The 7,553-nt window shown below is 68.9% G+C and carries 5 protein-coding genes; 1 reads left to right on the forward strand and 4 read right to left on the reverse strand.

Features of this window, described 5'->3' with window-relative positions:
- The 4 genes from HOV91_RS37885 to HOV91_RS37900 all read right to left on the reverse strand — a co-directional run.
- On the reverse strand, positions 1 to 1,189 hold a 1,189-nt coding region (locus tag HOV91_RS37885; RefSeq protein WP_174190017.1), incomplete at its 3' end, for an FGGY-family carbohydrate kinase.
- A gap of 2 nt (positions 1,190 to 1,191) precedes the next feature.
- Positions 1,192 to 2,715 (reverse strand): L-fucose/L-arabinose isomerase family protein, encoded by a 1,524-nt coding sequence (locus tag HOV91_RS37890; protein ID WP_217441579.1) that lies wholly within the window; start codon positions 2,713 to 2,715, stop codon positions 1,192 to 1,194.
- A gap of 8 nt (positions 2,716 to 2,723) precedes the next feature.
- Complete coding sequence (locus tag HOV91_RS37895; protein ID WP_174190013.1) at positions 2,724 to 3,602, reverse strand: glycoside hydrolase family protein; 879 nt, start codon at positions 3,600 to 3,602, stop codon at positions 2,724 to 2,726.
- Positions 3,603 to 3,699: 97 nt separating this feature from the next.
- A complete protein-coding gene (locus HOV91_RS37900; RefSeq protein WP_174190014.1) occupies positions 3,700 to 5,985 on the reverse strand; it encodes an ATP-binding cassette domain-containing protein in 2,286 nt (761 codons plus the stop codon).
- 63 nt (positions 5,986 to 6,048) lie between these two features.
- Here HOV91_RS37900 and HOV91_RS37905 point away from each other — a divergent pair, with 63 nt between their 5' ends.
- Positions 6,049 to 7,053: a helix-turn-helix transcriptional regulator gene (locus HOV91_RS37905; RefSeq protein WP_174190015.1), complete on the forward strand. Its 1,005-nt coding sequence runs from the start codon at positions 6,049 to 6,051 to the stop codon at positions 7,051 to 7,053.
- The last annotated feature ends 500 nt before the right edge of the window (positions 7,054 to 7,553 follow it).

The following is a 7,553-nucleotide window of genomic DNA, read 5'->3' on the forward strand; positions in this document are numbered from 1 at the left end:
CGCCCACCGCGACCAGACGCGCGGCCCGCCCACCGGCCTCGGTCATCGCCTCGAGGTTGTGCCGCACCCCGTAGGCGATACCCTCCAGCACCGCGCGGTAGAGCTCGGCCCGTCCGTGCCCGAGGGTCAATCCCGCGACGATGCCCCGGGCGTCCGGGTCGAACAGAGGAGTGCGCTCCCCGGCGAAATACGGCAGCGCGAGCAGCCCCCGGCTGCCCGCGGGCACGTCCGCCGCCGCGGCCACCAGGTCGGCGAACTCGCCGCCGACGAGCTTGCGCAGCCAGTCGGTGACCGCGCCGGAGGTGGCCATGCCCGCGGCGAGAGTGTACGTGTCCGGCCAGGCGCCGCAGGTCCCCCAGAGACCCGGATGCGGACGCGGATCGGTGAGCACCTGCACCAAGAACATCGTCGTGCCGTACATGATCATCGCGTCGCCGGGAGCGCGGACCCCGACACTGGCCGCCTCGGCCCAGGCATCGATGGTTCCGGTGGTGACCGGCAGCCCGGCCGGGAGCCCGGTGGCGGCCGCTCCCGCCGCGTTCACCCGGCCCACGATCTCGGTGGGCCAGGCCAGCTCCGGCAACGACCAGCCCGGCACGATCCGCTCGGCCCAGTCCGTCGCCCAGGCACGCGCGCGCAGGTCGTAGAGCGGGACGCACTGACTGGCCGACTGGTGGTCGAGCACGTACCGGCCGGTGAGCCGGTACACCAGGAAGGAACTGGCCATCAGCAGCATCGCGGTGCGCGCCGCGACGTCCGGCTCGTGCCGTAGCAGCCACCGGGCCTTCGGCCCGACGGCCTGGCTGGTCAGCGGTGACCCGGCGCGATCGAGCACGGCCCGCGCGCCGAACTCGGCATTCAGTTCCGCGATCTCGGCGCCCGCCCTGGTGTCGACGCCGTAGAGGATCGCAGGGCGCAACGGCCTGCCCTCCGCATCGGCCGGCAGCAGGCACGGGCCGATGCCGGACACGGCCAGACCGGCGAGCGGGGCGCCGCGGGCCGCGTCCACCAGGTCGCGGGCGATCGCGACGAAATCCGCCCACCACACCGCCTCCGCGTCGTGCTCGAACCAGCCCGGACGCGGCATGGAGACCTCGTGCGCGCGTTCGGCTCTGGCGAGAATGGTGCCGTCGGCGTCGGTGAGGACGCCTTTCGAGCTCGAGGTCCCGATGTCGATGCCGAGGAACATCGTCACCGCGTGAACTCGTCCACGGTGACATCGAGCAGTTCGCAGGTCGCGCGTACGGCGGCCCGGTGGTCGCCGGGCACCGCGTGGATGTGGTTGGCGCCGAAACGGTTCAGGAAGTCCTCGGCGCGCGCGTCCAGCCGGGCGAACGCGTGCGGCCACTCCCAGGTCGACTGCTTCATCAGCGCCTCGTTGGTCTGCTGGTCGTAGTCCTCGAACTCGCCGAGCATCAGCTGCATGCGATAGTCGCCGTCGAGACGGGTGAGCCGCGCGAGGGTCATCCGGCCGGGCGCGGCCAGATGATGCACCGAGGCGCCGCCCGCGGGGAAGAAGAACACCTCCGGGTACAGGTGCACCTTCGCCAGATTCTCCGCGGGATCCGCGCTGCGCGCGGCGAACCAGGTGGCGTGCTGGCCCGAATTGCAGAGATCCCAGATGTCGCGATCGGCGTGATAGTGCCGCACGTCGGCGAACAGCACCGGCGTGCCCGCCACCCGCTTGAGCAGCTGCATGGTCAGCGCACCGTCCATGTCCGCTTCGGTGGCGCAGACGTGCGGCTCTTTGGGACCGTTCCAGTCGTAGGGATCGTTGAGGAACGCCTCGGTCACGTCCATGGTGGCGAAATACTGGGTGAGTTCGGGCTGTCCCTTGATTCCCGAGAAATCGAGGCGCCATTCGTCGATCAGCTCGCGCACCGCCAGATAGGAGCGGATCTGGCGTTCCAGCAGCTCCGGGGTGAGCTTCACCCCGTCGTAGTGCACACCCGCGGTGTGCCGCTCCAGCCACTCGCGCGCCGCCCTCGCCTCGCCCGCGTCGGCCAGATCGGCGCGCCGCACGATCTCCCACTGATCGATTTCCTCGACGTCGATGCCGAATTGCCGTTGCCACTGATCGGTGTTGGCGACCGCGGTGTTCATGCCCATCGGCCGTCCGCCGAAGCGCCCGAACGTCGCGCCGCGCAGGCCGGATACCGCCGCCGCGGCCCGGGCGCGCACGCCGATGGCGTCGATGAGCTCGGGGTCGGCCGGGTCGCCCCACAGCCTGCTGTGCTTGCGTCCGATCTGGTCGAGCGCGCCGCCCGCCGCGAGCATGCCCACCATCCCGGGCTGCACCGGATCGATATTCGACAGCAACAGCAGCGGACCAGGAAGCGCGCCCGCCGCGAGCATGGTGAAATGCGGGAACGCCCAGACCGCGTAGTGCAGCACGGTCAGGTCGACGCCCGCCGCCGCGACCGAGCGCGCCACCGCACTCGCCAGCGCGTTGTCGCTGATCGGCGCTGCGCCGCGGACCACATCGTGGCCCGCCGCGGTGAGGGCGGCCACCAGCCGGTCCTCGGTGGAGGCGATGAAATCGGCGATGCCCGCATGCACATAGTCGCGGCCATCGGAAATGCTGATAACGCCGATACGGGCCATGCCGGTCCCTCCCGGAGGTGGGGTGATCGGAGAGTTCGACTCGATCAACAGATACCAGCCGCGGCCGGGCCGGTAGTCGCGTTTCGGGAAATCGGGCTCCGCCCGGTGCATCGGACCGCTTATCGCGGAACCGTTTTGACGACGCGCGACTGCGGAAAGGTGAGCGGCGCCAGATGGACGCCGCCCTGCCCCCACCCCGCGCTGGTGATCCACCACCGGCCGTCCTCGTGGACCACTTCGGCGGCGTGCGCCGCGATATGGCCTGCCTTGTCTCCGATACGGAAGCGGAACGGGCTGTCGCTGCGGAAGACGTCGGTGCCGACGTAATGCGGACGCGGACCGATGAACAGATACCACCACCCGTCATGCCGGACGACGTAAGGGGATTCGGTATTGCCCGCTTCGGTGCCTTTGGCCGGATCGGTGTAAGCGATGTGCCGCTCGCCCCAGTGCACCAGGTCGGTGCTGGTGCGGTAGGCGACGATGTGATGCCCGCCGGTCGGTGCGCTGGTCGCGCAGTAGTACATCACCCACTGGTCGCCCACCCGCACCACCATGGGATCACGCGCGTCGTAGCCGTCGCGGAACAGCGGACCCGCGCGCAATCTGGTCCACCGGAACAGATCCGGTGAGATCGCGGCGTTCATCGCCGCGCCGGTGCGGTCCGCGCCGCCTGCCGCGTAGAACATGTAGTACCGCCCGTGCGCCTCGATCACGTAGGGCGCCCACAAATGCGTTTCCCCGTAGTCCCGGTCCACCCGCAGCGCGGCGGCGTGCTTGGTCCACGGGCCGTGCAGCCGGTCGGCGCTGGCGTGGGCGAACTCGATCTCGTCGAACGGGTCCGCGGGCTCCGGGTGAGTGATGCCGAACAGGTGCCACCGCCCGGCGTCGTCGCGGACGATCGTGTGGTCGTTGATGTACCAATGTTCCGATTCGCCGACGCTCGGGTCGTAGATCCGCGCGAATGCCCCCGCTCGCACCACCTCCCGCGTCGTCATGGCTTCATGATGCCGCCGTGGTGGTCGTCTCCGTGCCGTCCTGCGGATTTCGGTCCGGCAGAACCCGCCCGGCCTGCGCTCCCGCGGCTGGGCCGGCTCAGGCGAGCACAGCGCGCCGCAGATATTCCGCGGTCAGCGACCGGCGGTCGGCCAGCAAGGCCGCCGGAGTGCCTTCGAAAACTATCTCCCCGCCGTGCTTTCCGCCGTCCGGGCCGAGATCGATCACCCAGTCGGCCCGTGCCACGACGTCCAGGTCGTGTTCGATGACGATCACCGTGTTGCCCGCGTCGACCAGCCGGTCCAGCAGCGCGACCAGGGTGTCGACGTCGGCCATGTGCAGGCCGGTGGTCGGCTCGTCCAGCACGTAGACGGCGGTCGTGCGACGACGCCGCAGATGATCGGCCAGTTTGATCCGCTGGCGCTCCCCGCCCGACAGCGAGGCGAGCGAACGGCCGAGGGCGAGGTAGCCGAGCCCGACGTCCAGCAGCGAGCGCAACGGCGTGTGGATGCGCTGGTCGCCCTCCTGCGCCCAGAAGTCCAGCGCCTCCGCGGCGGGCATCTCCAGCACGTCGGCGATGGACGCCCCGCGAATCTCGTAGGCGAGCGCTTCCCGGCGGTATCTGCGTCCGTGGCAGGTCTGGCAGACCGTGGTGACCGGATCCATGTACGCCAGGTCGGTGAAGATCACTCCCGCGCCATCGCACGCGTCGCACGCGCCGTCCGAGTTGAAACTGAACAACCCCGGTCGTACACCGTGCCGCTTGGCGAAAAGCTGACGCAGCGGGTCCATGATGCCGAGGTACGTCGCCGGGCTGGAGCGCCGGGAGGCGGCGATCGCGGACTGGTCGACCGCGATGACCTGCGGGTGCGCGGCCACGAACGCGCCCGATACCAGCGTGCTCTTGCCGGAGCCCGCGACTCCGGTCACCGCCGTGAGCACCCCCGTCGGAAATCGCGCGGTGAGGTTCTTCAGGTTGTAGCTGTCGGCATCGGTGACGGTGAGCCATCCGGCGGGCTCGCGGACTTCGCTTTTGACCCGCCGCGTCCGGCGCAGCCCCGCACCGGTCGGCGTGTGCGCGTCCCGCAGCTGGTCCACCGTGCCCTGGAACACGACCCGCCCGCCGCGTGCGCCCGCGCCCGGCCCCATGTCGACCACGTGGTCGGCGACGGCGATGACGTCGGGGGAGTGCTCGACCACCAGGACGGTGTTCCCCTTGTCCCGCAGCCCGGCGAGCAGGGTGTTCAGCCGCCCCACGTCCCTGGGGTGCATGCCGACGCTCGGTTCGTCGAAGATATAGGTCATGCCGGTGAGGCTGGAGCCGAGATGCCGCACGACCTTGAGGCGCTGTGCTTCGCCGCCGGACAGGGTCGCGGTCTCCCGATCGAGCGAGAGATAGCCGAGCCCGACCTCCTCGATCCGGCGCAACCGGGTGATGGCGGCCTGCGCTATCGGCCGCGCCACCGGATCGTCCAGGCCCGCGAGCACCTCGATGAGGTCGGTGATCTCCAGCCTGCCGTAGTCGGCGATGCCTCGGCCATCGATCCGGCTCGCCAGCGCGGCGGGGTTGAGCCGGGCCCCACCGCAGGCCGAACAGACCTCCTCGGTGACCACCGCGCGGGCGGCCGCGCGATTCTTGTCCGACAGCGCGTTGAGATCGCGCTTGACGTACAGACGGTCGAACCGCTCCAGCAGACCCTCGTAGGCGTTGTTTCCCGCCGATCCGTTCCGGTTCTTGCGCGGCACCCGGAAACCCTTGCCGTACAGGAACATTTGCCATTCCTCGGTAGTGAACTCCCGCAGCGGCTTGTCCGGGTCGAACAGGCCGGACTCCGCGTAGAGCTGCCACTGGAAGGTTCCGACCGCGAAGGGTCCGAAGGTGATGGCGCCCTCGTTCAGCGACTTGTCCGCGTCGATGAGCCGGTCCAGATCCGGGCGCACCACCTGACCAAGACCGCCGCACTCAGGGCACATGCCCGACGGGTCGTTGAACGAGTACCGCGTGGCCTCGCCCGCGCTCGGCACGCTGTGGCGGGAGAACAGCACGCGAATGATCGACTGGATGTCGGTCATGGTGCCGACCGTGGAGCGGGCATTGCCGCCGATCGGCTTCTGGTCCACGACCACGGCGGGCGCCAAGTTGTCGATCGCCTCCGCCTCCGGCCGCTCGTATTTGGGCAGCCGATTGCGGATGAACCAGGTGAAGGTCTCGTTGAGCTGCCGCTGCGACTCGACGGCGACGGTTCCGAAGACGATCGACGACTTGCCGGAACCGGAAACGCCGGTGAAGACCACGATCTTGCCTTTGGGAATCGTCAGGGACACGTCACGGAGGTTGTTCCCACGTGCCCCGACGATCGTGATGTTGTCTCGATGAGCATGCACGGACGCGAGGCTAGGGGCCGATGAGGTCGGTTTCTGTCCTCCTTCGCGCCCATACTGGAGCCTGTGAACCGGACTGCTCCGCGCCTGCTCCAGCTGCTGTCGCTGCTGCAAACCCGGCGCGAATGGAGCGGTCCGGAGCTGGCCGCGCGGCTGGGCGTCACGGTGCGGACCGTGCGCCGGGATGTGGAGCGCCTGCGTGACCTGGAATACCCGGTGGTCGCGAGCCTCGGGGCGGTCGGCGGGTACCGCTTGGAGGCGGGCGCGGCGCTGCCACCGCTGCTGCTCGACGACGAGGAAGCGGTAGCCATCACCCTCGGGCTGCGCGGCGCCGCCCAGGGTGCGGTCGCGGGTATCGAGGAATCGGCGGCGCGCGCCCTGGTGAAATTGCAGCAGATCTTGCCGACGCGGCTGCGGCGCCGCGTCGACGCCTTGGACACCACCACCGTGTCGCTCGGCGGGCCCGCCGCCGGACCGATGATCGATCCGGAAATCCTCGTCACGTTGGCCGCCGCCGCGCGCGACGGCGAGCGGATCCGCTTCCGGTACCGGGACAAGGCCGAGGTGGAAACCGGGCGTCTCGCCGAACCGCACAGTCTGGTCTCCGCCGGTCGTCGCTGGTATCTGGTGGCCTGGGACGTCGATCGCGCCGATTGGCGCACCTTCCGCGTGGATCGTTTGACCGCACCCCGGCCCATCGGAATACGCCGCGCACCCCGCGCGCTCCCCACCGGAGACGCGGCGAGCTTCGTGACCAGCCAGTTGGCCCGCTCCAGGCCGGCACGCCAAGTCGTCCTGCGCGTACACGCCCGCGCCGAGCACCTGGTCGAATCGTTCCGCGTACGCGCGGAGGAGATCGAACCCCTGGACGAGCGGACCTGCCTGCTGCGCACTTCACCGGACTCCCTGGAGTGGACCGCCCTCCGCATCGCGCATTTGAACCTGGACTTCGAGGTGCTCGAACCCACCGAAATGAAAGAACTGCTCGCCGCTCTCGGCGCCAAACTACTTCGAGCGGCCGGAAACGCGAACGAGGGCCACGTCCCGTCCCGCGCCCCGCTGGGCAACTGACCGCCGAGGCCGACGCCATTGCCGTCCGGAGGGAAAGAAACGATCTTGTGGTGGTCTGAATCACAATCGTGTCATTCTGTCCGCGACGCCGCCGCTCGCACCGCTCTGACCTGCGAAATGACACGCTGCCCAGGCGATTTGACGAAGCGTTCGGCGCCGCGTAACTTATTCCAGGTCAGAGCGACACGGACACCGACCCGGAGCCGAGAAGCGAGGCGGAGACGCCGAGTGGACGGACCGGGAAACGAGGTAGGACGAGGAGCGCCTGGCGATCACACTGGCTCGATCGGGAGCCCGATTTTGATCGGGTGAACGAATGGGCTAAGCTGGAAAAGTTGCCTCACTGAAGTTTCGGAGAATATCCGGAGTGAATGTGTGTGCGTGTGTTCTTTGAGAACTCAATAGTGTGTCGATGAATGTCAGTGCCAAATATTTTTTGGTTCCGGCTCTTGCACTCCCCGTGTGGAGGGTCGGGCATTTTTTGTCAGCTTTTTGCTGGC

The sequence above is a fragment of the Nocardia barduliensis genome (assembly GCF_013315795.1).
Classification (GTDB): domain Bacteria; phylum Actinomycetota; class Actinomycetes; order Mycobacteriales; family Mycobacteriaceae; genus Nocardia; species Nocardia barduliensis.